Here is a 24,096-nt window from a genome sequence, read left to right on the forward strand (position 1 = left end):
GCCACCGGTACCGCCGGCTGGGAAGTGGCGATGACCAACTGCTTGAACCAAGGCGACAAAGTGTTGATTTACCGTTTTGGGCAATTCGGCCATTTGTGGGCGGAAGCCGCGCGTAAATTGGGCTTCGATGTGGAAATCCAGCAAGTCGAATGGGGCAAGGGCATTCCTTTGGACCACCTGGAAGCGCGCCTGAAAGACGACAAAAACCACGAGATCAAAGCCGTTCTGGCGACGCATAACGAAACCTCGACCGGCGTCACCAGCGACATCCCCGGCGTGCGCAAAGCGCTGGACGCGGCCGGCCACCCTGCCCTGCTGTTCTCGGACGGCGTCAGCGCCATCGGCAGCATCGATTTTCGCCAAGACGAATGGGGCGTGGACGCCAGCATCGCCGGTTCGCAAAAAGGCTTTATGCTGCCGGCGGGTTTGGCAATTTTAGGCTTCAGTCAAAAAGCTCTGGCTGCGATCGACAACAGCAACTTCCCTCGCTCGTTCTTTTCGCTGAAAGACATGGCGGCCTCCAACAAGGATGGCTACACCCCTTACACCCCGTCCACGCCGATGTTGTACGGTTTGCGTAAAGCGCTGGAATTGTTGCTGGAAGAAGGCATGGAGAACGTTTACGCCCGCCACTACCGCTTGGGCGAAGGCGTGCGCCGCGCCGTGGCGGCCTGGGGCTTGCAAACTTGCGCCCAAGCAGGCTGGGCTTCGGATACCGTAACCGCCATCGTGGTACCGGCCGATAAAGATGCCCGCCACGTGATCAGCACTGCTTACAGCAAATACAATATTTCGCTGGGCGCCGGTTTGAACGAAGTCGCCGGTAAAGTATTCCGCATCGGCCACGTCGGCGACATGAACGACGTATCCTTGCTCGGGGCGATTGCCGGTGTGGAAATGGCGATGCTGGACAACGGTTTCGACATCAAAGCCGGTAGCGGCGTCGCGGCCGCCGTCGAGTATTATCGCTCGACCGCCAAATAAGCCGGCCACGCATGGGCGACCGAATCGTCGCCCAGGTTCTTAACATGGTCAGGCGATGTTGCCGGTTGCGGAGTGTCGCAACCGGCACCAAAACGCGACAACCCCGCACCAAAGTACATCCCACTGCCGGACTGACGCCAGCTCGGCCGACACACGATACTGATAACAATCAATAACTTATAAAACTGGCCCCTGAATTGCTTGATGTTTTGCAACGTAAAACAGGAGCATGCCATGAAACTCAAGCAGTTATTGATAATGCTGTTCGTCGTTACACCCGCGATTACCCAGTCCCGCGCCGATTCCCAGCACAGCCCGTTCGCGCCTGAATTCGCCGACACTATACACCTGCCAGCCCAATCGGCATGGCAAGCAAAGTCCAGCGGCTGGACTGCCTTCTGCGCATCCTCGGCCTGCCGCGGCGAAGACTCGGTGTCATCATACTTGCCGAAATCGTCCGCGCGAACCGGCGTTCCCGCCGGCGCAACCGGTCGGTCATTCGAAGTCAATTGGTTCGATTACCCAGCCATCAGCAGCGGTGCCTGGGCCTTACTCCCGGATTTCAGTTACCGCCTGACGATAGCCGAGTCGGCGAACCCGCCTCGCCAAAGCCGACTGGCCGCGCTAACCAATTTGCCGATTGCTACCGCCTGGTTCGGTTTAGGGAGCTTACTGGGCTGCTTGGCCTTACAGCGCAGGCGCTACCAAACTTCGCGAAGCCATTAAGCGTCCTGTAGCCCCCCGAATGCGCGGAGCGCGGGGCAATGGCGACTAATGATAGGTAATGGGCCATAACACCCACGAGGTTTGCGGGTTTCTAAGCACCTGTTAAAGCTAACTCAAGCTCCGCGGGCTTCGTCAGCCGGACCGACCGAGGTTATACTGAAGCCTTCTCCAGTAAACTCAAGGTGTCCCGCATGCCCAAGCCCAAGGTATTGATCAGCCGCCGCTGGCCGGCCGGCGTCGAAGCGAAGTTGCTCAGTCTATACGACGTGACGCTGAACCCCGAGGACCAGCCTTTGGATGCCGACGCATTCCGTGGCGCCATGCAAACATACGACGCGATTTGTCCCAGTGTCTGCGACACCCTCGGGTCCGACATTCTGAATGCCGCCAACCGGCGTTGCAAAATCATCGCCAACTTCGGCGTCGGCTACAACCATATCGACATCGATGCCGCCCGCGCCAACGGCTTGGTCGTCACCAACACGCCGGGCGTTTTGACCGAAGCTACCGCGGATATCGCGATGACTTTGCTACTGATGTCGGCGCGGCGCGGCGCCGAGGGCGACCGGCTGGTACGGAGCGGACTATGGAGCGGCTGGTGTCCGACCCAAATGATGAGTAGCGACGTCACCGGCGCCACGTTGGGCCTGATCGGCTTCGGCCGTATCGCTCAAGCGATGGCCCGCAAGGCGCACCACGGCTTCGGGATGAAAATCCTCTATGTCAAACCCACTCCCGCCGATCCCGAAGTGGTCGACGATCTACATGCGGAACGTTGCGCCAGCATCGAAGAGCTGCTGCCGCGCTGCGATTACGTCTCCTTGCATTGCCCCGGCGGCAATCAGACCCGTCATTTGATGAATGCCGAACGTTTGCGACAGATGAAGCCAACCGCGCATTTAATCAATACCGCGCGCGGCGACGTGGTCGATAGTCGCGCCTTAATCGACGCGCTGACCGAAAAACGCATCGCCGGCGCCGGCCTGGATGTCTACGAAAACGAACCGCATCTGGATCCCGGCTTCTTGAAGCTGGACAATGTCACGCTGCTGCCGCATCTGGGTAGCGCGACGATCTCAACGCGAACGGCGATGGGGGAAAAAGTGCTGCGCAATCTGCAGGCGTTTTTCGCGGGAGCCGAACCGCCGGATCGGGTCGTCTAAACGCTGGCCGCCGCGCCGACTCCGTTTAGCGACTTATTATTGGCAAGCCTCGATCGCGGTGGCTTGGAACGTCAAATGTCCGTGCAAATTGGATAGGTTAAACGTACCCGGATTAGTGCCGTAACCTTGGGCACCGAGCGCGCCGGACGCGGCAATGATGTAATTGCCTGGCGCCAGTTTAATGGTCAAACTTTCCAAGGTGTCGTTGGGATTATTGGAGAAGCCATCGGCTGGATTATGCGAATTGACCGCCGCTACGAAGGACACCGCGCTCCAATTACCCGCTTGGTTGCCGCAGCCCCAATTGTCGAGCGCGTTGAATTGGCCGACGTAGTTGCCGGGACCGGATGCGGTGGTATTCCGGTAGGCGGAGGCGATTCCCTGCGCATCCCGCACGGAACCGGTATCCAGCGCGCTTTGCACCTTGCCGACGCCGAACGTCGTCGGATTTAAGCGTTCGCTGGAGTCGTCGTGAGTTTGGTAATTCATCACGCCGCGAAACACGCTAAAACCGTTGTCGATATAGTTTCCGGTACTGTCGTCGACATTCCAGGTGATCGTCACCAACGACGCCTTGGCCAGCCGAAAATTAAAGAAATCTACCTTATGAGTATCGCCCAAGGTGCCGATAGGCCCGGTCGCCAAACTATGGGTACCGTCGCCCCAGCCCCAGTCGGTGACATCGTCGACATCGACGGTCGCGCTGCTAAGATCCGCATCGTAATGCACGTTACTGAAGGTACCGACACCGGTGTAAGACTGGTACGTGCCGTTCCAGTAAGCCGGATCGTTTAGCGGCCGACCGGAGGTCGTATTCAAGGTCACCCCCGGTCCGGTGACGGATGGATTCGCGCCGTATTGCGCCGTGGACTGGGTCTTGCCGGCCACCGTTAAGTCGCCGATTTGCGCCCCTTGATTCAAATCGTAGTACTCGACATGCGCAAGCGCCGGCGTCAACGATCCGCTCGCGCCAAGCCACAAACCCAACAAAATTCTAGATACGTTGGCGCATCCGCGATGCTGCCTTTGTCTGCCATCGGAATCTAACACGGTATTCTCCGTTCTTGCTTCATCATCGTTTACTTGCAAACAGCCCGCTCGGGCCGGCATTCGATCGGCCAGCCACTGCCTCAAAACATATAGTTCCAGCGCGCCGAAAACGCGCCGGTGCGCTCCAGCTGATAACCGTTGACATAATCCTGAATCGGCTGCAGCCATTCCAAACTGAAGGTATGCCCGGCGAATTTGCCGCCCGGCACAGCCACCTGCACCCCCAAACCGATGTCCCAGTAGTGGCCGCCGGAATTTTGCGGGTAATCGACGGTGGAGGTCAGATTATGCGCCAGTTGCGTAGTCTGGCCTTGCAGCAAAGCGGTCGGATTCAATTGGTATAAATCGCCCTTCAGTTTGTTCTGTTGGGTGTAAACGCCTCGTACCGTACCGGACAGCCAAGGCGTGACTTTGTAGCCGGCCCAAGTCGAACCCTGATAGGTATCGCCGAGCGCGTAACCCGATTTGTTTTTATCCTGCAAGCGTTTGACCGCGCTAAATTGAGCGCCCCAGAACACGTCGTCGTGCTCGCCGGTGTAGGTCAGCGTCGGCTTGAAATCCCAAGTACCGCTGCCCGATTGCATGCCGTAATCTTGCAAGACCTTGATATTGGCTTGATAGAAATGATCCGCCCCCAGGCTGTCCGGCACGTTGACCGTGCTCAGCGTCGTATGCGGAATCGCGACATTGCCGGTCGGCGCGCTAACGCCGATACCGGCGTGCAGATGGTGGGTCGTGTCGTCGAACAGCTTGACCAGCGCGATCAACGAGGTATCGCCAAGATCGAACACGGTGTGATGCATGCCGGCATAAAACGAACGGGTGTCGGTGACGTAATGCTTTTCGGTGTAAGTCGAGTTCGGCGTGTAGTTCGCGGCACGCAGGTCGTCGCTCATGGTCATATCCATGTCCATTAGCTGCGGCATCACCATCAAATTCAGCCAGTCGGTCGGCGCATACATGATGTCCAACATATGCATGCCCATGTGCATCGATGCCGGCTTGACCAAACAGCCGTTGAAGGCCGGTACGCCGGAACCGTAACCGGGACAACCGCCCGCGACGATCTGGGCGTCGGATACCGCCTGGCTGCCGTGCAGCATGGTGCCGGCTTGGCCGTTGTACATATACATGTAGCCGACCATGACATCGTCGGCCTTGGGCATCATATGCCCGAACATCACGCCGGCCGGCACCGGCGCGCCGTGATGATGATGGTGGTGATGCGCATGCGGATCGCCATCGCCAAACAAGCTGTCGATCAAACTGCCGTCGCCGCTGAGCAAACTGCCGGGCGCCGACAGATTGATGTTGACGCCGGCGTGGGCGAGATAGTAGCTGTAGTCCGCATAATCGCTGCCGCCGCCTCCGCCCAGTTTGAAGGCGCTGGCACGCTGGTAATATTCGAAGCCGGCTTCCAATTTAACCGCCTTGCCGATTTGCTTGGACAGTATCACGCCGCCGCTCAACGCGCCGAACCCGGACAAGCGAAAATCGCTCGAATAGAAGCCGTCGGCCCGCGGCGCCAAATAGTACGGCGCGAAGAAATCGGCCTTCGATTGCGAGTAATAACGAACGCTAGGGGTGACGGTGATACCGAACGGCAGCGACTGCAACCATTTCATCTCGAAGGTATGGGCGTCGATTTTCCAATCGTCGTGGTAGTAGCGGTAATCAAAATGCAGCGCCGCATCCAGCGCTGGAAAGTAATGATTGACCCCGCCCGAAAACGAAAACAGATTGCGCTGACCCGGCCGGTTTTCCCTGAACAATTCCGGGCCGACGATTTCCAGCTTGCTGATAGCCTTCCAATCGATTTCGGAATTGGCCCCGGTATTCGACAAGGCCAGATATTCTTCCGGGGTGATTTCACCGCGCACATAAACCGTCTTGTAGGCATTACTCAGAAAGCCGGACTGGTGCGTGAACCAGCCGGCCAAGTTCAGCAAGGTATTCTTGTCGAGCACGTGCGAAATCGCCAAGTTGACGCCGTGAAACAGGCTGTTGGCGTTCAGACTGGAATAATCCGTACAGGTACTGATTTCGCAATCGGCCGGGTGAATGTGGCCCAGGCCCAAGCCGGACGGGGTATGGGAATGCCCGCCATTGCGAAAAATCGCATTGCGAGTAACCGAATACCCGCCAGACACGGTAGTCAGTTTGTCGTTGAATTCGTGACTGAAGTTCAGGCTACCGAAGTTGGACTGAAAGTCCGGCTCTTCGGACTGACCGCCGGTAATGCCCAGCGTGGTGTCATCGAAATAGTATTTGAGCCCCAACACCGGCTGGGTTCGCGTTTCCAGCGGCTGGGTCTGAAACCGCTGCACGGCTTTGTCGTTGGCGGGTATGAAATTGTTTAAGGCTGCGTCGAAACCCGCCAAGCTGGCGATCTGTTGATTGTTGGCCAATACATCTTGCGGAATGTTATTACCGTAGATCGCCGCATCGGCGTCGTTCAGCGACGTCAAAATGCTGTTATAGGCCTCTTGATAGAACGACGAAGTTTGTAACAGACTCTCCGCGCCGGACAAGGTGGCCGCCGATACCGCCGATGCGGCGGATACGACGTCCGCGTAGTCCTTGCCGTTTTCGGTGGTCTTGATCGCTACCGGCTGGTTGGTCATCGCCGACGGCAAACTGTAGGCCGGCGATGCACCGGTATAGGTGTCGCGGTCCAGGCTAAAGTTGAATTCCAACCGGTCGTTCAACGGGATAAGGCCATCCGCGTGAAAGATCTGGACATTCATCCGCCCGCTGCTTTCCTGATAATAACCGTACTCGGTATTGCCCTCGGCCTGAGTGGAAGGCACGCCAGCCGCGCAATCCAGCCCCGGCAAACTCAACGCGGCGGTCGTCAGAGCCGCCAGCGCCTTGGATTTTTCGGATTTAATTGCAGCCACAACCGCCTCCCGATCCTGAACGGCCGCCTTGCGCGGCTTCCCTGCTGGTAAAGATATGGTCGCGGATGTGATTCAGATTGGGGTTCGGGTCCAACGACATAATGTCCTTGGCCATCACGCCTCGTTCCCATGGCGCCACATCCGCACAAGCTTGGCAGCCCAGCCACGCTAGGGCCAGGTACGCCGCCCGCTTTAATTTTCGCTGCTTATCCATGATATACTACTCCGCCAACAAACCGGCAATCTTTTCCGAGAGCACCGTTTGATCCTCTTCCCTAAATCCCAAATGTACATAACGAATCTTGCCGGTTTTATCGACCAGATAGGACGACGGCATGGCCTTGACTTGAAACGCACTCGGACAAGCGCCTTCCGCATCGAAGGCAATCGGATAGCTCACCGGATGCTGCTCGATAAATTGCCGCGCTTGTTCGGTGTCTTCATCGACATTGATCGCGACGATTTGCAATCCTCGTTGCTGAGATTGACTGAACAAGCGATCGAAAAACGGCATCGACTTCAAGCAGGGTCCGCACCAAGTCGCCCAAAAATCGACCAACACCACTTTGCCGCGGTAGGCGGAAAAATCCAACGCTTCCTTGCCGGCAAAGCTTGCCGCGCAGGACGGTAGCGCTTGCCCTACTTCTGCGCCAACCGCGTTTAGCGACAGCGCGATGCCCAACACAAAAATAAACACGGACGAACAATAGCTCTTATTCATAAATTACAACAATGCCCAACAAGCCTTAGCGAAAGTTAACGTTTAATTTGCGTCGCGAACCAAGCGAACGTAATGCGCGGACGTTTTGGCGTTCAAGACATAACCGCCGTCCTCGAACGACACCCCCCACGCGTTGCCGTCGGACGAATCGGAATTGGACCAATAATCCGCCGTTTGGCTATTCGGATAAAAATCGTAGTCGATCAGGCGCGTGACCCGCGCAGATGCATCGTCGGTTCGGGCGCCGACTAGGCTGAGCAATTCCTCGGCGGTCGGCAAGCGCCAATCGAAGGCACCGCACAAACCTTGGGCGTTCACCGATTGCACATAGGCCTGAGCTTCGCTCCAGGTGTACACGTTATCCTTGTCGCGTAATCCACTATCATCGCTTTTTACCTCCCAAATCAGGCCGCTGCTGTTATCCTTGACGCAAGACCAACTGGCGCTACTGGCAATCGCCGCCACGCCGTTCGTATTCAATTTGGTCAAACCGACCAGGCTTGGGCTGGCGCTGACCTCGCAAGACAACGGCGCGGTCGTCAGACTAAAGCCCACGGTCTGATTGCCATCCAAATTTAGCGGATTGCCATCAAGAGCCAGACTCCATGCCTTGCCGTGACGGCCCGACAACACGCCGACACCGGCGGAAACGGCAACCGAGAAGGTTTTGGTTTCGCCTATCCCCCAATTATTGGCCACTGCGGGCGAAATGGCGCCTATCGTCAAATTGCCGGTCGCCGAACCGGGCGACAAGCTAACATTGTTCAATACCACGCTGCTGTCGTTGCGGATATCCCATTTCACGGTACGACCGCCCCCCTGAGCGATCTGGCTACCATCGACCACGGCGGCGTTGTTTTCGAAATAACGACGCACCAACACCAAATGGATATTCGGATTTGGCGTTTGCAAACTGAATCCGATTTGCTGACTATTATCCAGCGTCAATGCCGTACCGCCGCCGTAACTCAAATTCCAGTTTAACGCATGATTTCCGCCTAAATCGTCTGCGGGAGCGGTCACCGTAACCGAAAAGGTCTTACTTTCGCCGCTCGCCCAACTGGCGACCGACGCCGGCGAGATCGTCGCGACCTGCAAGTTGCCGGTCGCGGCACCCGCCGCGAGCACGACGCTGTCGAGCGAGGTGTTGCTATTATTTTTCACAACCCAATTCAGCACCTTAGACGTGCCTTGAGTGATCGAATCGCCGGCATGGTAAGTGTCTGACGCGTCGCTACCGTAATACGCGTTCAGCAACGAAACGCTGACGATGGGCGCCACCGAAAGTTGCGCTGACAATCCGCTGTCGTTGCCGGCGATCGGTAAACTCTGGCCGCTGTCGTAACTGAAGGTCCAAGCCTGTTGATAGCTACCGGCCGGTATCGTCGCCGGGGCTATCGCGCTCACCGAAAAGTCCTTGGTAACGCCGTTCGCCCAATCATCGGTACTCTCCGGCTGAATCGTTGTATACGTCAGACCACCGGTGCCGTTCCCAGCGACCAACGCAATTTTACAAGAACTGATGCCGCCTTCCCTCGCGCACAAGGTGTAGCCGCTGTCGTTGCGCACGCTCCAAGTCAACACCTGGGTCTGACCGGCGGCTATCGCCTGATTGGCGTTAAAATTTTGCGAAACCAGGGTCAAACCCGGCGCATTCGGCACGACCGTGACGCTGACGACCGCGTACGCCTTGGGCTTGGCTTTGTCGGTGACGGTCAACATGAATTTCAGCGTCCCGGCAACCGACGGACTAACGAAACTAGCGGACGCGCGATTGGCGTTACGCAACTTAACTTTCTTGCCGCTGATCTGCCGCCATTGCCAGCGCTTGACGGCCTTGGTCACATCCGATGCGCTGCCGCTCAGCGTGACGGTCGCGTTGTAGAGCACGGTCTGATTCGAACCCGCACTGGCGGACAGAACGGCCCAACAGTTCTTCACGGGCCCCACCATCAAAAACACAGCGAGCCAGATTAAGCGAAACCAAACTTTACCAGTCAAAAATCGATTCATAGTCACCACGGCCAAGCTTACTTTATGCTATCGAAGCGTCATTCCTGCGGACGATTCGGCGAGATCAAACGGTTATTCGGTATTAAAGGAACAATAATTCGGGTGCGATTCGTTCCATGAAAATTTTCCGGTAGCTCTCGGCCTTCCTGACCTGCATGCTTTCCATCGGATTATAATCGTCGGTAATCAGAATACCGTCGGCATCGGTCATCGCATATTCGTGCTCCGACAACCATTGAATCGGCCGAGCGAGTTCCGGCTTATTGCGATCGAATTCGATGCCCCCACGAGAGGCCAGAAAAATAAAATCGGTGAATTCGCCTTTTTCGGTGGTGAAAACGCGAATATTCGGGAACAGACTGGCCAACGTTTTATAAACCGAGGTCACCGCGTTCGCGCCTTCGCCTTGCGTGAAGCCGACGTAGTTCAGCGCCAGAATACCCTGCTCGTTCAACATCGCTCTCAAGCCGCTCAACATCTCGACCGTCAGCATATGTGTCGGCTCTGAACCGCCGGTAAAACAGTCGTGGATGATGAAGTCGTAGCGCTTATTGAGCTTTTTGACTTCGTAACGCGCATCGCCCACCAAAAATTCGCCGGTCGGCTGAAAATTGAAATACTGCTTCGCGGCATCCGCGACTACCGGATCGATTTCTATCGTATCCGTCGTCAGCCCCTTAGCTTTTAAATCGCGAGCAACATGGCCGCCGCCCAAACCGATCAGCAAGGCTTGATTGGCCTCGGGTCTGAACAACGGCGGCACCAAACCCAATATCACCTGATACCCCAGCAAACTGCGACCTTGGGCTTTTTCGACCGCACTCAGCACCGAAGAATCGGACAACAGCAAGCGAAAGCCCTTGCGCTCGTCGTCGACGACTCTAACCCAGCCGTAGATGCTTTCCTGTTCGTGCAACACTTTAAATCCGCCGACCGATTTGACGGTCTTGGCGTAGCCGTTCGCCGCCAACGTACAAGTCAGCGCGGCCACCAATACTACCGAAAACGTCGCCCCACCCGTTGACGGCGCCGGCCTGTCGAAAACCAGTAAACCGATCACCACCACTAATAACGCCAGACTCAAGCTGAACACGATCGCGCGGGTACCGAATTCCGGCAATAAATAGAAAGCCAGCAACAGTGTGCCGATCACGCTGCCGACGGTGCTGACCGCATACACCGAACCGACTGCCCGGCCTACACCCCGCAAGTCGCGAGTGGCCATTTTGATAACGTAAGGCCCGACCATCGCCAGCGAAGTCAGCGGCAGCGTAAACAATAACAACGCACTGACAAACGCGCCGCCGCGTATTCCCAAGGGATTAGTCCACGTCATTACCGGACCGCCGAGAAACGGAATCAGCGCCGTTGTCACCGAAGCCAGCGCCAAAATATGCGCCAGCCGCAAGGCCGGATAACGATCCGACAAATAACCGCCCAGGTAGTAACCGATCGCCAACGCAATCATCGTCACCGAAATCAGCGCGGTCCAAACGTATAAGCTGACCCCATAAAACGGCGCGATAATTCGCGTACCCAGTAGTTCTAATATCATCACCGCGCCGCCACTAAGCGTCACCAGGGCAAACAACGCGGCGGTGCTCAATGCGCCACTCCGCGCTTTAGAATCGGTTAAACCGTTTTCAGACATGACTGACCAAACTTTGAGTAAGAAATAAAAACCTATTGATCGCCGCGAACGTCCTAACAAGTACTCGATCGGTAATCGGGCCGGGCATTATAAGCGCGAAAAACCAAATCGTCCGTTGCCGGCATCGAATCGACAGTATGCCGGCGACTAAAGAAAAACGCCTCGGCCATCGAATGTCATTTAAAGCGGCATCCTTAAGCGTCACAAACCGGCCCGATGGCATCAAAACAAAAACGAGCGCTTGCCCCAATCCCTGGGGCAAGCGCTCGCGAATGGTTGGCATCCCGCCAATACGTTATCGAATCAATCTGATAACCTTCCTTGAATTAAGCGCTACGCGCGCGGCGTTTCATGCCCAGGAAACCCATCAATGCGCTACCGAACAACCAAACCGCACCAGGAACCGGAACGGTGGTTACGCTGAAGTTGCTGATAGTCAAACCGCGGGCCAAACGGTCGGCTGTGTAGGCTGCCGCGTACTGGCTACCGGCGGTGGCGCCGCCGTTGACGATGTCGTTGAACAACTGAGTGTAATCCGCGACATTGGCGCCGCCGATTGCCAGGGTATAGACGCCGGCGTGCAAAAAGCCATTCCAAGACACGCTGTTATCAACCGTACCGTCGGCCGCTAAAACGCCAGTAGTTCCGCCTGATGAGTTGGTGAAGCTGGAACCCGCCGCAGCGTCCGCACCCGATTTGCCGGTATAGGTAATCGTTGCGATCTTAGCAGTATCTAAATTACCCAAATAGTTCGGGCCATGGGTATCGGTCGCGCCGGCAGTGCCATTGTTGCCTGTGGTAATACTGCCGTTGGTATCGAACACGCCCCACAAACCGGTAGGGTTAGCGGCTGTGCCGGCCGCCGCGCCACCGCGAACGTCATTGACACCCGCGAACGGCGACCAAGAAGCAAAATCAGGCGCTCCCGCCAAATATGCAGCGGTATCGGGATCAGCCGCGGTTGAAGCGACATCGCCCACGCCGTCGTGCGAGGAAGCTGGAACCACGCCGTTGTACAACGAGAAGCCTGGGTTCAATGTGCTTGCACCATTGGCATTGGTTGTACCGGTAATGGTGAAGCTAACATTCGCGTCTTTTTCCAGAATGAAATAACGGAAGCGGATGTCGTGAGTATTACCCAAGGAATCCGGGTTCAAACCGGCCAGATAACCGCCGTTGCTGGATACGGTGGGTGTAAAGTTTGCCGCAGCTCCATAGGTACTTGTCGCGCCTTGGGTGTTACCTGTCAACGGATCGTAAGTGCCCGCGCCCCAATATAACGCGCTGCCGTAGCCTACGTGCGCCATTGCTTGTCCGGACATTAATGCCATACCGCCAACCAACGTTAAAACCGAAGCTTTTAAAGTCATTTTTTTCATAGTTATTTTTACCGTAATAATTATTATCCCTCTGACAGACATTGAATTCGCAGTGAACCCCAAATCCGCCCCTTACATCGATTGCAACCCGGCCGTCCCTTCCCCCTAAGAGGACCCGTGGCTTTCCGGCTTCGCCTCGCGGCGAATGTGGCGAACCATCCCTGGCAAAACGTCCTGTTTTCTCCTCATTTCCCAAAACGAAAGTCAACCTTTGGCGCTATTGCGTTTCCTTGCCGTTGCCGTCAAACCCGCCAAGACCGGAGCGAACAACCATACTGCCGCCGGCAAAGGCACCGCCGTCACGCTTAAGGAAATCTGGCCGTCCAAACCCTCCAGCGCGGTTGCAGCGTCATAAACCGTTCCGCCGCCGGCCGCGATCGTATAATCGCCGGCGCCCAACAGATAATTCACCAGCGACACCGAATTGCCTCCCGCAGGACCCACGTGAGTCAGATATTGAATCACCGCCCATTCGCCGCTGTTATTGGCCATGCTCCAGGAATCCAGCGCATCGAACTGGCCGCGATATTCGACGTGCTCGGTATCGCGAAACGGCGACAACACCCCGTTATCCACCGGCGAAGCCAACTTGACGACATGCGGCGTTGGTGTGGAAACCAATACTTTAGGGTTCAACGGGTCTACCGTCGTATCGTCGTGCGCTTCAGCCGCGAACAGCCCCGAATACAAACTGAATGCCGGATTCAACGCATCTGTTCCACTGATATCGCTAAAAGTGATGGTCACTAACGAAGATTGGTCCAGATGAAATTTAAAAAATGTCCCGCCGGCCAACGAGTGACTGTCGCCCAACACAGCCTCGGTACCGTTATGCCAACCGAAATTGGTAAACGTTCCGCCGTTGACGCCACCCGGCGACGAAATCGGATCGCTTAAATCCGCGTAATCGACATGCGCCTGCGCCTGTCCGGACAAACCGCACAGCGACACGACAGCTAGCGCCGCCCAATTAAACCTATTCATATTCAACATAAATCCCCCAAGTAAAAAGATCCAACGTCCGTGCCGATGAAAACCAACTTTCATCAATCGTCCGACAACACAATAGCCAATCCAAAAATCTTTTCTATACTTCGTCGGCTAAGCTAGCCTGTACGGATGCAAGTCGTATGCCATGCATTTTTCCCGCATAGAGCCTGGGGAAGACACAGGTAAAATAATTAAACTATGTTATTTACAATAAAAATATCGGCAAATCGCACAACTTTCCTTCCTCGACAAGCTCCCGCTCAAGAACAGCTTTCGTAGGCAAAAAAAAACGGCCCTTTCGGGCCGTTCACAACCGATAACACATCCTTGTGTCTTTTATTCATCGGTTACATATCGAGCTTTCCGAGTCGGAAATTTAGGCAAATAATACTTTGCGGCGATTCAAGCCTACGAATCCAGCCAAGACAGTACCGAACAACCAAACAGCACCCGGCACCGGCACGGCGGCTGCGGTAGCAACAGCCGAGAACTCCAAATGACCATGCAGATTTGACAGACTAAAATCGGCTGGATTCACCGCGCCGGAAGCCCCAATTGTGTAATTGCCGGCACCCAGAATTAAGGTCAGAGTCTCTATAGTCTCGCTGGCGGAAGTACCGGCACCGCCAGCCGGGTTATTGTCGTTCACGGCTTGTCGAAACTCGATATTACCCCAGTCGCCCGAGACATTAGCTTGCCCCCAGTTCGCCAAGGCATTGAATTGACCGACATAGTTAGTAGCCCCCATCGTCGCGAAACTGGTATCGCGAAATGAAGAAGCGATACCCTGAGCATCGACCGGCGCATTCGCCGAGTCGAGAGCGTCCTGAACCTTGGTGCTATTTGCCAAACCGGTCTTCGGATTCAACTTCTCATTGGCATCGTCGTGCGCTTGGTAGTTCAGTACACCGTTATATAAGGTAAAGGCCGAATCGATGTAGTTACCGGTACCATCATCGACAGTCCAGGAAATCGTCACCTTCGATTCCTGATCCAGGCGGAAGTTAAAAAAGTCGACTTTGTGACTATCGCCGAGCAGCGCCGTCGTACCGTTGTACCAACCATAAGACGTCACATCGTCCACATCTACCGTCGCCGAACTAGCAGCGGATGAGTAATTGACGTTGGTAAAGCTGCCAACCCCGGTATAGGCCTGATTAGCCGCATTCCATTGAGAAGGGTCGTTCAGGGGACGGTCGCTTTGGCCGCTAAGCGCGGAGCCAATACCATTAGCGGAACGCTGCGCCGGGGTAAGCCCAGCACCGCCCAACGCCAATACCGCCGCCGGCGTGCCACCGTATTGCGCGGTTGAAAGCACCTTACCGGCCGCCGTCAGATCGCCAATCTGCGCCCCCTGGTTGAGATCGTAATACTCGACATGCGCTTGAGCTTGCTGAGCCACGCCAGCCAGCGCCAGCGCAATGCCCAGACCCAATTTAGATGCCGATTTGGCATTCGATTTGTAAAAAATTTTATTTTTCATGTGTTCTCCACTGAAGGATTGATAAATTTCAACGATTCTTGCAAGTAAGGACGTAAGCAACCCAGTCCTAAAACTAAAGCAAATAGCAAGCCAACAACACCGCTAGAGAATTCCGGCCCGACAACACCCGAGCAAATCTAAACTGTGTTAAATACCGCATCTATTAGGGCATTTAACGCACTCCTTGCGTATCCTGCTGACACAGCCGACTCACTTGGTTCCTGAAAATTTGCCAAGACCGGGCGGTAAGCGATTCCAATCCGCACCCTTTAACCGAGTTCGGCTATTGAATGTGACAGGATTGCGCAACCCTGTTATCGGGACTGATCCGCGCCGCCCCATGTTCGGAACGGCGTTTTTTGATTCCGAGAAGCCCCATCAAACCGGCCAGAAAAGACCATGCCGCCGCCGGTAGCGGGACTGGCGACGCTTCCAAATGACTTTCGATCACAACATCCGCGAACAGCCCCTGAGCTTCGCCCGCCGCCAATTCGAAATTGAACGCATCGGATTGGCCGATACTCGCCGCGATCGGCGCGCCGAGCCACGCGTCCGCTCTCTCATATCCCGCTAGCGTTTGCCCGTCCGAACTAAAATAATCGACACTCACCGAACCGGTACCGTTTTCACCGGTAACGGCAACCTGCAAGTCGTAATCCAGTCTCACGCTGATCGAATACACATCGCTGCCGAGATTCGTAAACTCCAGCCCATACCAGCCCAAATGATGGGAATTGAGTGCTCCGCTGTTCAAACTGGTGTCCACCGCAAAACGGTAAGAAAATGCACCGACAGCACTCAAGCCTGGATTCTGTGCGCTAACACTTCCGTCTCCAACGATATCGGACCATGAGTAATCGCCGCCATCATACACCGGCGTATCGATCTGTTGAAACGAACCCGCAATTTGTAAACCCGATAAATCTCCCGGATTGGTCAGATTCACGATGCTCGCCACCGAGTAACTCAAATTCGCCGATGCGTTTTGAGTGGCGGCCGCCATGACGGGTTGCGCCCCGCACAACCCGACCGCGACGGCAACCCAAGGAATCGGACTGTATTTATTCGCTATTTTCATTGTTAGAACCCTATTTAGACGGATCGTCAACACGACCGAGACCCGCTGCCAATTCACTATTCCCTAGCCGCCGGCCCAATTTACACTGGCGGCGGCCGGCTATTTTTATTGCGCTAATAACTGATCGAAGCGCAAGGTCGGCTCGGTCGATCCGCTCGCCCCAACCGCCGGGACGACCATGACCTCATCCTTCGCGAAATTCGCCAACAATGGATTGCCGGCCGTTACAAGGCCCGCATCGCCAACATGACCGTTCGGCACCACCACCTCCGGATGATCGAACGGCGCTTTTTGGTATCGCACCCTCTCGTCGGTGAAGGATTTCAAGAAAGCGATCAAATCCGCGCGATTGGTAGCCGTGTTCAAGTCCGATGCAATCGTATTGATTTGTTCGTGCAAGTTGTCGTTATAAAAGTTGCCGTGTCGCGTGTAAAACTCGATCACCTGCTCCAGTGTCGCCATGCCGCCGTTATGCATATACGGACCGGTCAATTCGATATTCCTAAGAGTCGGCACTTTGAACGCGGCGTAGGTAGCCACAGCTAATTTAGGACCGCCAACCGCCGCCCGAGCCGCCGCCACCGACGGCAAGTAGGCCCACGCGGGGTCTGCGCAATTGACGTTTCGTAACACGCCTTCCTTGCTGCCGTCGGCGATCAGGTCATCAACGGTCGTGAAATAGCTTGGAGACACATAACTGGTATTCACCGCGAATCCGGCGAGAAAATCGCAAGCCCGAGTGGTTGTAACCACATTATCTTTAATCCCTGCCGTCTCACCCAATACGTAATTGACGTATTGCGCGCTAAACGACAGCGGATTCCCGAAATCATCGACGCCGCCGACACCGGGATCATCGTCGGGATCGGCAACGCCGGTGTTAACAAAACCCAAATCCATCAACGTCGGCGTGGTATTGGCGGCGTAATCGCGAGTTACCACGTTGACATAACGTGTCAACCCTGCGTATCTGACCGCGTTGTTGGGCCCAAAGGCGTTCGGACCGTAAGCGATAGGCGTCGCGTCCGGCCCAAAGGTTTTACCTTCGGTCGGCGTCAACAAGGCCGCGCTAGACGCCAACGCCGCCAAACTCATGGTCGGCCCGGTATGGCACAGATTACAATGGTTATTGAAAAACACGCCATTACCTCTCGTCAGGGACGCGCGCAACGCGGTCGTCTCGGCGGGCGTGGCACCGTTTACGTTGGTCCAGGTCGGCCGCAATTGCGCGTTGAGCGGACTCAAGTCGAACGGCGATTGGTCAGAGATCAAAGTCGACTGATAAAGCTGCAAGGCCAAGCCAAAAAACATCGAGAAGTTGGCTTCCATCTGGCTGTAAGGCGTCTGCCCGGTTGGCGCGCCGAAAGGACCTGTGCCACTGAACGCCCAATATTTCGCGTTAAACGCTTTGATAATCAGGTTTTTATACGTCGTGTTCAAGCCGGGTTTCAAGTTACCGGCACTACTCAGACTCAACGGCCCAAGCACGCTATCCTCGGGATGAACCTTTTGATTTTGCAGCGGCTGCCGTTGAAGCAACTTACGACCGATATCCGACCATTTGCGCTTCTGGCAACTCATCTCTGTATCGCTAAGCGCCGGACCGGTCGCCAGCGATGCCAACGAGGAGTTTACCAGGCGAAGTTTTTGCTTCTCGACGCTACGCGCGTTTAATTTAACCCAAACGCCGGCATCGGGGTCGCGGTCGCCCCACGGGCTGCTACCGTTGAAAATATTGTTGGCCCGGCCGTCCCAGAAATTTCGGAAATTAAACACCGAGTTAATCACGGTCGGCGCATTGCGCGGTTCCACCCGCCGGGTACCGACATGATTGACGTTAAACACCGGATCGGCGCCACGCGCGCAATCGTCGTTACCGCCCGTCAACCGAGATGAACTTTTGAAGGTGCCGCTAAAGGTACCCGACGAGGCAACGACATCGTCGGTCGTCGAAATCACGTCGCTGAATTGATCTGCCGGATTGCTCAGTTGATGCAGCGGAAAATCGCTAAGCGACAGGGTATGATTAGGACCGCCGCCGCCGGAAGCTAGTGTATCGAAAGTCTGCCCGCTAGGCCTGGTACTCTTGGCACCGGGATTGATCTGGTTTTTAACCCGACCGTCGGCGCCCGCATGAAAATGACAAGATCCGCACGCCATGCCGTCGCTGCCCAAGTTGGTATCCCAAAACAAGGCCTTACCCAACGCAATCGCGGCGTTTTTATCGACCACGATGGGGTCGCCGCCATCCAGCAAGCCAGGCACTGGCGGCACCGGTACGTTGCGCAACGAAACCGGCACCGGACCGTGCGCCAGCGCTGGCCGCACCATCGCTCCGAGCAACAGCGCAATCTGTAACTTAACAAAAAACTTCATGGAAACCTCGTAGGAACCCGCTCAAGTTCCAGTAAAACCGACCGGAAAGCGGCACGGTGTTTAGCAGCGATAAAAAACCGGGTTTGCCCGACATGCGATCAGCTCGCGTCAGACCATCGACCATCCGGCAACTCCGGCGGAATACTCTTAAAACAGCTAAGTTCAAACGTTGCCAAGCAGTTCCCCGTCAAACAACGAGGCGACCGCCTGGGAAAGCGAGTCCAGGCTCCGCCATGCCTGGACTCTCGGTAAACGATCGCGAATCAGGCAACTCGCGACTTGCCGCGCCGTATACCTAAAAAGCCGGCTACCGCCGAACCGAACAACCAAACCGCGCCCGGCACCGGCACCGTGGTAACACCGTTATTGCTGATCGTCAGTTTATAAGCGTTACCCGCGCCAAATTCGCAACCCTGACCATTGGCGTTGTTGTCCGGGCAAGCCCCGGCGTAACCGATCAGATAGTAGCCGGCTTTCAGGCCGGTCAAGTTCAAGATGGCTTCGCCCAAACTCAAAACCGCCTCGCCTGAACCGACATAGGGCGAATTTTGGTTGTAGTTGTATAGCGCCGTACCGTTCAACGGGTCGCTAGCGCCACCGCCATATTCGCCGAGATTCTGCGGATTGCTGGCACCGGCATACAAACCCTGAATCTTGTCGCCGTCACCGTTGGTAAACGAGTAGCCGGCGTTGGCGTAGCCTATCCAACCGTCATGCCCATCCAGAATGTTACCGACACTCCCAGTACCCAACCAACCGTTACTGCCCAGAGCGCAATCGCCGCCCTGACCGCACGGATCGTCGGCAGTGCCGCCGTCGCCATAACCGCCGCGCACTTGGTTCCAGGAATGACCGTATCCGTTGTTTGCTTTTCCTGTCACCAACGGATCGCTACCGCTAGTCCAGATCGAAAACGCGGGGTAATTCATCGGAGCCACCGAAGTAGGCCCGGTCACCACGCCACCCGTTTTCTTGTAGGTCACAACGCCGGACTTCGCTTGAAGGTCCACGGTCACGTTGAAACGAGTACCGGCGGCAATGTCGGCCTCGTTGCCGACCTGAAAAATCTGAAATCCCGCCGTGTGCGTCCAACCATAGTTAAGATTTGTACCGTAGTCCGACCACGCGCGGTTTGGCGCGGTATTCGTCGCCGCGACACTGGATGCCGCTGGGTTGCCTGACGCCGACTCGACCGTTGCGACGGCACCCGCCGTCAGCGTCGGCAGCGTCGCGGGGCTAATAGCAGCAGCTTGATTGGAATACGCCGCCATGCCCGCGATGCCTAGCGCGGCCATAATCGATCTACGTAATATGTTCTGTTGTTTCTTCATTAAATGTGCCTCGAATGACATTGGTTACTTCCCATCCCGAATCCGCTTACCGGGGCAGTCTGGCAATCTTGAGGCAAGATCCAGATTTTCCGAGGCCCGCTCACACAGGCATTGGCTTTTTCCTGGTAACGACTAGGGTATTTTATTTCAATGAGTTTCAATCAAAAAACATGCCACACTTTAGCGCTATAAAAATTAATGGATTAGCTATAAAGCATATTTAAACTATGTTATTTAAAGAATTTGCTACGTCATATGCCTTACTTGAGCGTTGGTAAGCGATGTTCCGGCGAACTTGCAGCCAACCCACGAAAAACTCAAACATGGCAAAGCAATCGCCCTCCGCGCGTTTAAGCCACGCTCCGCTAACGACTCACCGCCGCGCACAGTCAATCAGCCATTGACGCTCAATCACGCGGCACTCACCGCCCTAACGCTCAAACCTATACGTCGCTAATAATCCAAGTTCGCCGTCAACTGATACGCTGTCTTCTGACGATTGAAATACCGGCGATCGCGGTCACGAATAACCAAACCGCCCCAGGCACCGGCACCGTCGTAACGCCGTTGTTGCTGGCCGTCAGTTTGTAAGCGTTACCCCCGCCAAGATCGCAACCCTGACCATTGGCGTTGTCGTCCGGACAAGCACCCGCGTAACCGATCAGATAGTAGCCGGCTTTCAGACCGGTCAAATTCAGGATGGCTTCGCCGAAACTCAAAACTGCCTCGCCTGAACCGACATAGGGCGAATTTTGGTTGACGTTGTACAGCGCGGTACCGTTCAACGGGTCACTAGCGCCGCCGCCATATTCACCAAGGTTATCCGGATTGCCGGCACCGGCGTACAAGCCCTGAATCTTGTCGCCGTCGCCGTTGGTAAACGAGTAACCGGCGTTGGCATAGCCTATCCAAGCATCGTGTCCGTCCAGTACGTTACCGCCGCCGCCACTCCCGAGCCATCCGTTGCTACCCAGCGCGCAATCGCCACCCCAGCCGCAGGGATCGTCGGCTGTGCCGCCGTCGCCATAACCGCCTCGCACTTGATTCCAGGCGTGTCCGTATCCTTCACCGTTGGATCTTCCCGCCACCAGCGGATCGCTACCGCTAGTCCAGATCGAAAACGCAGGGGAATTCAACGGTGTTACCGGCGTAGGCCCAACCAGCGTGGTCACACCATCTATTCTTTTCTTGGTGTAAGTCACAACACCCGGCTTGGCTTGCAAGTCGACTGTTAAGTCAAAACGGGTGCCGGCGGCAATGTCCGCTTCACTGCCGACCTGGAAAATTCGAAACTCCGCGTTGTGCGTCCAGCCGTTGTTATGAATCGAATTGTCCGACCAAGCGCGGTGAGGCGTGGTATTCGTTGCCGCAATGCTAGGCGCCGCCGGATTACCGGAAGCCGACTCGACAGTCGCGACCGCGCCCGCCGTCAAAATCGGCAGCGTCGCGGGGCTAATCGCCGCGGCCTGATCGGAATACGCCACCATGCCGGCAACGCCCAACGCGGCCAAAATTGATCGACGCAAAACGTTCTGTTGTTTCTTCATTTAATTCACCTTGAATGAGTTATTCACTTCACATCCCAAATCTCGGTACCGGAGCCGTCCGGCAATCTTCGGGCAATATCCAGATTTTCCACGACCCGCTCGCGCGGTCATTAGTTTTTTCCTAGTTAAAGATTGCGACCTTCAGTCTAAAAATATGCCGATGGCTAGTGCGTGCAATTCAATGGTTTACCGAAAGCGCGGTTAAATAGATCCTAAAGGATTGTCGCGCGACATCCCTGGGCTGAAAGTTCGCAAACCAATTTTCCGGCGGATTTTCAGCCAGCCCATGGCAATCTCGAACGCGGAGGAACAATTAGCCACCGCGCGCAAAGCCACGATCCGTTGACAATCCAACGCCACAAGCAATGCCGCGCCCGCGGCTCTAACGCCAAAACCTGTACGCCGTATAACAATACAAGCGCGCCATCAACCGGCGCGCTGTCTTCCAACAATCGAAATTCCGGCGATCGCCGATCCAAATAGCCATACCGCCCCAGGCACCGGCACGGTGGTTAACCCGTTGTTGGTGATGGTCAATTTATAGGCATTGCCTGTGGCCAAATCGCACTGCTGACCATTGGCATTACTGTCGGGACAAACACCCGCGTAACCGATCAGATAGTAGCCGGCTTTCAGGCCGGTCAAATTCAGGATGGCTTCGCCGAACCGCAAAGTTGCCTGGCCGGATTCGACATAGGGCGAATTTGCGTTGACGTTGGTGACGGTCTTGCCGTTCAACGGATCGCCAGCACCACCGCCGTATTCGCCGAGGTTATCCGGATTGCCGGCGCCAGCATACAAACCCTGAATCTTGTCGCCGTCGCCGTTGGTAAACGAGTAACCGGCGTTGGCATAGCCTATCCAACCGTCGTGGCCATCTACAACATTGCCGCCGCCACCGCTCCCGAGCCAGCCATTACTGCCCAGCGCGCAATCGCCGCCGACGCCGCACGGGTCGTCGGCATTCCCGCCATCGCCGTAACCTCCGCGCACCTGATTCCAGGAGTGACCATAGCCCAGGCCATTCGGTTGGCCGAAAACCAGAGGATCGCTGCCGCTGGTCCAGATCGAGAATGCAGGATAATTCATCGGCTCTACCGGATTGGGTTGAGCACTTCCGCGTCGGTAAGTCACAACGCCGGCCTTGGCTTGCAAGTCGACCGTCAAATCGAAACGGGTGCCGGCGGCAATATCGGCTTCACCGCCAACCTGGAAAATACGGTACTGAGCGATATAGGTCCAACCGTAGTTGTAATCTGGGCCGTAGTCAGACCACGCTCGGTTCGGCACGATATTGGTTGCCGCGACGCTGGAAGCCGCCGGATCCCCGGAGGCCGACTCGACCGTCGCGACCGCGCCCGCGGTCAAAACCGGTAGTGACGGCGGACTGATCGCCGCCGCCTGACTGGAATATACCGCCATACCAGCGATGCCCAGCGCCGACGCTATCGACCGGCGCAATATGACTTGTTTACCCTTGTTCATCAATTTCCCTAACACCATTTTGATATGTTGAAAATACCCAGCGAGCAATAACCAAACCGACGCCAACTTATCGGTGACCCAATTCCTCGAACGCTCCACGCGCCCTCGGACGTTAGAACATCCTAACGCAAATGTTAATTCAATAAATGTGCCAGATATTTTTAATATACAAATTAATATCTTATAAAAATAAAATAATTAAACTATGTTTAATCGCCATATTGCTGCGGCATATCCCTTAATTTACAATTCGGTCTATAACTTTTCACAATCCCATGTCTTCTGAAAACACTCTAAAAACCGTTCATTGTCAAATGACCTCAAATCGGCTCGATTCGCTACTTTTTGCTCGCGTTTAGATTTCGCGAAATTGATAAGAAAAGCACTATTGGATCTTTAGACAAGCGAGAATGTAAGATAAGCGTCCCACTTACCCCGTACCCCACTCGAATTTCTTGATTGCACCTCGATAAGCGATCGTAATGTGTATTTTCAGCATCCTGAAAACCCATGAAAAGCAAACCTATCATTTACCCCTTACGCAATAGAAACCATTCATCAGCCAGGAAAAATCCGCGACCCAGCCGAGGAAATTTACCCAAGTGTTTGCAATACTCCCGAACCAAACTTCGATAAATCTTAACGATATCCCAAGCGATAACGGCAATTCACCCAAAACCCTTACTTTTCTAGGCCATTTAACATAGCTAACTTTCACGACACCTCGACAGCCTATGGCCTACGTCTATTCTTAGGCGGCATTAAACTTGCTTTCAACTCTATAGGTCATTACAAGAATACTAACAGCATAGTCGCATCAACTTATACACTTTAAAAATTGCAAGGTCATATTCGATTTTTTGCCGATTTTCCGGCACGCGTAACCCACAATTAATTAAGTAATCGTTCTAAAACTTACTCACCTGATAATTATTAAAAGGAGATTTTCATGCCCTACAAACCCTTATATAGCGCAGGTCGGATTCACGGCAAGCGCTTCCTATCCGCGATATTTGTCTCGGTATGTATTGAATATGCTGAAGCCGCTTTATTGGAGATTCCCGGTGGCGATGTTCCAGCGGGCACAACCTTTGTCGTCAATAGCGGCGATACGCTATTAACCGGTGATCTAGCATCCGGAAACGCGGATATCATATCAATTGACGGAACCTTAGTTAATAAAGGTTATACAATCTTTAACCTGATTAGAAAGCTTCTT

Annotated in this window: 18 protein-coding genes and 1 riboswitch; of the genes, 4 read left to right on the forward strand and 14 right to left on the reverse strand. The window is 55.1% G+C overall.

Going from position 1 to position 24,096, the window contains the following annotated elements:
• The 3 genes from A1355_RS03675 to A1355_RS03685 all read left to right on the forward strand — a co-directional run.
• Positions 1-984 (forward strand): aminotransferase class V-fold PLP-dependent enzyme (locus A1355_RS03675; protein WP_064025102.1); only part of this gene is annotated, 984 nt, incomplete at its 5' end.
• Positions 985-1,218: 234 nt separating this feature from the next.
• A complete protein-coding gene (locus A1355_RS03680) occupies positions 1,219-1,710 on the forward strand; it encodes a hypothetical protein (protein WP_157197730.1) in 492 nt (163 codons plus the stop codon).
• A gap of 191 nt (positions 1,711-1,901) precedes the next feature.
• Entirely contained in the window at positions 1,902-2,873 is a 972-nt protein-coding gene (locus A1355_RS03685) for a 2-hydroxyacid dehydrogenase (protein WP_064025106.1), read from the forward strand.
• Between the two features lie 36 nt (positions 2,874-2,909).
• Here the strand turns inward: A1355_RS03685 and A1355_RS03690 are convergent, their stop codons facing one another.
• From A1355_RS03690 to A1355_RS03755, 14 genes are all read right to left on the reverse strand, one after another.
• The gene (locus A1355_RS03690) at positions 2,910-3,923 is read right to left on the reverse strand and encodes a hypothetical protein (RefSeq protein ID WP_157197731.1); all 1,014 of its coding nucleotides are present in this window, start codon (positions 3,921-3,923) and stop codon (positions 2,910-2,912) included.
• Positions 3,924-4,003: 80 nt separating this feature from the next.
• Positions 4,004-6,823: a DUF3570 domain-containing protein gene (locus A1355_RS03695; RefSeq protein WP_064025110.1), complete on the reverse strand. Its 2,820-nt coding sequence runs from the start codon at positions 6,821-6,823 to the stop codon at positions 4,004-4,006.
• A complete protein-coding gene (locus A1355_RS03700; RefSeq protein WP_064025112.1) occupies positions 6,810-7,037 on the reverse strand; it encodes a DUF4266 domain-containing protein in 228 nt (75 codons plus the stop codon). The genes A1355_RS03695 and A1355_RS03700 overlap by 14 nt, the downstream gene beginning before the upstream one ends.
• Positions 7,038-7,043: 6 nt before the next feature.
• Entirely contained in the window at positions 7,044-7,544 is a 501-nt protein-coding gene (locus A1355_RS03705; RefSeq protein WP_064025113.1) for a TlpA family protein disulfide reductase, read from the reverse strand.
• Between the two features lie 42 nt (positions 7,545-7,586).
• Complete coding sequence (locus A1355_RS03710; protein WP_197471709.1) at positions 7,587-9,485, reverse strand: DUF1566 domain-containing protein; 1,899 nt, start codon at positions 9,483-9,485, stop codon at positions 7,587-7,589.
• A gap of 154 nt (positions 9,486-9,639) precedes the next feature.
• Positions 9,640-11,163, reverse strand: a complete 1,524-nt coding sequence (locus A1355_RS03715) for a fused MFS/spermidine synthase (protein ID WP_231883548.1) — start codon at positions 11,161-11,163, stop codon at positions 9,640-9,642.
• A gap of 371 nt (positions 11,164-11,534) precedes the next feature.
• On the reverse strand, positions 11,535-12,515 hold the full coding sequence (locus tag A1355_RS03720) for a hypothetical protein (RefSeq protein ID WP_139306400.1): 981 nt from the start codon (positions 12,513-12,515) through the stop codon (positions 11,535-11,537).
• Between the two features lie 151 nt (positions 12,516-12,666).
• Positions 12,667-12,749: riboswitch (cyclic di-GMP riboswitch) on the reverse strand.
• Between the two features lie 42 nt (positions 12,750-12,791).
• Positions 12,792-13,571 carry a VPLPA-CTERM sorting domain-containing protein gene (locus tag A1355_RS03725; protein WP_157197732.1) on the reverse strand — a complete coding sequence of 260 codons (780 nt, stop codon included), beginning with the start codon at positions 13,569-13,571 and terminating at the stop codon, positions 12,792-12,794.
• Between the two features lie 382 nt (positions 13,572-13,953).
• Positions 13,954-15,060, reverse strand: a complete 1,107-nt coding sequence (locus A1355_RS25570) for a PEP-CTERM sorting domain-containing protein (RefSeq protein ID WP_064025123.1) — start codon at positions 15,058-15,060, stop codon at positions 13,954-13,956.
• 283 nt (positions 15,061-15,343) lie between these two features.
• Positions 15,344-16,138: a VPLPA-CTERM sorting domain-containing protein gene (locus A1355_RS03735; RefSeq protein WP_064025126.1), complete on the reverse strand. Its 795-nt coding sequence runs from the start codon at positions 16,136-16,138 to the stop codon at positions 15,344-15,346.
• A gap of 105 nt (positions 16,139-16,243) precedes the next feature.
• Positions 16,244-18,514, reverse strand: a complete 2,271-nt coding sequence (locus tag A1355_RS03740) for a cytochrome c peroxidase (RefSeq protein ID WP_064025128.1) — start codon at positions 18,512-18,514, stop codon at positions 16,244-16,246.
• A gap of 263 nt (positions 18,515-18,777) precedes the next feature.
• Positions 18,778-19,845: a hypothetical protein gene (locus tag A1355_RS25990; protein ID WP_231883549.1), complete on the reverse strand. Its 1,068-nt coding sequence runs from the start codon at positions 19,843-19,845 to the stop codon at positions 18,778-18,780.
• Between the two features lie 473 nt (positions 19,846-20,318).
• A complete protein-coding gene (locus A1355_RS03750) occupies positions 20,319-21,392 on the reverse strand; it encodes a hypothetical protein (protein WP_064025132.1) in 1,074 nt (357 codons plus the stop codon).
• Positions 21,393-21,818: 426 nt separating this feature from the next.
• Positions 21,819-22,877, reverse strand: coding sequence for a hypothetical protein (locus tag A1355_RS03755; RefSeq protein ID WP_157197733.1), 1,059 nt, complete (start codon positions 22,875-22,877; stop codon positions 21,819-21,821).
• A gap of 949 nt (positions 22,878-23,826) precedes the next feature.
• Between A1355_RS03755 and A1355_RS24990 the strand changes: the two genes are divergently transcribed.
• Positions 23,827-24,096, forward strand: a 270-nt coding sequence (locus tag A1355_RS24990) for a hypothetical protein (RefSeq protein ID WP_157197734.1), incomplete at its 3' end; no start/stop codon positions are given.

This window comes from Methylomonas koyamae, from assembly GCF_001644025.1.
GTDB lineage: Bacteria > Pseudomonadota > Gammaproteobacteria > Methylococcales > Methylomonadaceae > Methylomonas > Methylomonas koyamae_A.

Bases quoted from the DNA above. Each gene is read 5' to 3' on its own strand.
- A1355_RS03700 (WP_064025112.1), bottom strand. From the start codon at position 7,037: ATGGATAAGCAGCGAAAATTAAAGCGGGCGGCGTACCTGGCCCTAGCG.
- A1355_RS03755 (WP_157197733.1), bottom strand. From the start codon at position 22,877: ATGAACAAGGGTAAACAAGTCATATTGCGCCGGTCGATAGCGTCGGCG.
- A1355_RS03685 (WP_064025106.1), top strand. From the start codon at position 1,902: ATGCCCAAGCCCAAGGTATTGATCAGCCGCCGCTGGCCGGCCGGCGTC.
- A1355_RS03735 (WP_064025126.1), bottom strand. From the start codon at position 16,138: ATGAAAATAGCGAATAAATACAGTCCGATTCCTTGGGTTGCCGTCGCG.
- A1355_RS03680 (WP_157197730.1), top strand. From the start codon at position 1,219: ATGAAACTCAAGCAGTTATTGATAATGCTGTTCGTCGTTACACCCGCG.
- A1355_RS03740 (WP_064025128.1), bottom strand. From the start codon at position 18,514: ATGAAGTTTTTTGTTAAGTTACAGATTGCGCTGTTGCTCGGAGCGATG.
- A1355_RS25570 (WP_064025123.1), bottom strand. From the start codon at position 15,060: ATGAAAAATAAAATTTTTTACAAATCGAATGCCAAATCGGCATCTAAA.
- A1355_RS03750 (WP_064025132.1), bottom strand. From the start codon at position 21,392: ATGAAGAAACAACAGAACGTTTTGCGTCGATCAATTTTGGCCGCGTTG.
- A1355_RS03720 (WP_139306400.1), bottom strand. From the start codon at position 12,515: ATGGCGCACGTAGGCTACGGCAGCGCGTTATATTGGGGCGCGGGCACT.
- A1355_RS25990 (WP_231883549.1), bottom strand. From the start codon at position 19,845: ATGAAGAAACAACAGAACATATTACGTAGATCGATTATGGCCGCGCTA.
- A1355_RS03725 (WP_157197732.1), bottom strand. From the start codon at position 13,571: ATGAATAGGTTTAATTGGGCGGCGCTAGCTGTCGTGTCGCTGTGCGGT.
- A1355_RS03705 (WP_064025113.1), bottom strand. From the start codon at position 7,544: ATGAATAAGAGCTATTGTTCGTCCGTGTTTATTTTTGTGTTGGGCATC.